This window comes from Huaxiibacter chinensis, from assembly GCF_022171985.1.
GTDB classification, from domain to species: Bacteria; Pseudomonadota; Gammaproteobacteria; order Enterobacterales; family Enterobacteriaceae; genus Enterobacter; species Enterobacter chinensis_A.
Map to the genome: position 1 here is coordinate 1 of NZ_JAJVHF010000093.1, position 244 is coordinate 244.

Here is a 244-nt window from a genome sequence, read left to right on the forward strand (position 1 = left end):
TTCCGCCAGGTTGGCGCTGGTGCCGCTGACAGCCAGATCCTGCCCTTTTTCCACTGCGTTCAGCACGTTATCGCCGGAAATCGCGTCAAAGCTCACCGACGGCAGGCCGGTATCCACGGTCACGGTGTGCGTGCCGCTGCCGGTATTGCCCGCTGCGTCGGTGACGCTGACGTTCACGCTGACCGTGCCGTCGCTCAGCCCGGAAATCACGCTGGCCGGTACGCCGACGCTCCAGTTGCCGGAC

At 65.6% G+C, this 244-nt stretch carries 1 protein-coding gene; it reads right to left on the reverse strand.

Features of this window, described 5'->3' with window-relative positions:
* On the reverse strand, nt 1-244 hold a 244-nt coding region (locus tag LZP96_RS24105), incomplete at both ends, for an Ig-like domain-containing protein (protein WP_258926384.1).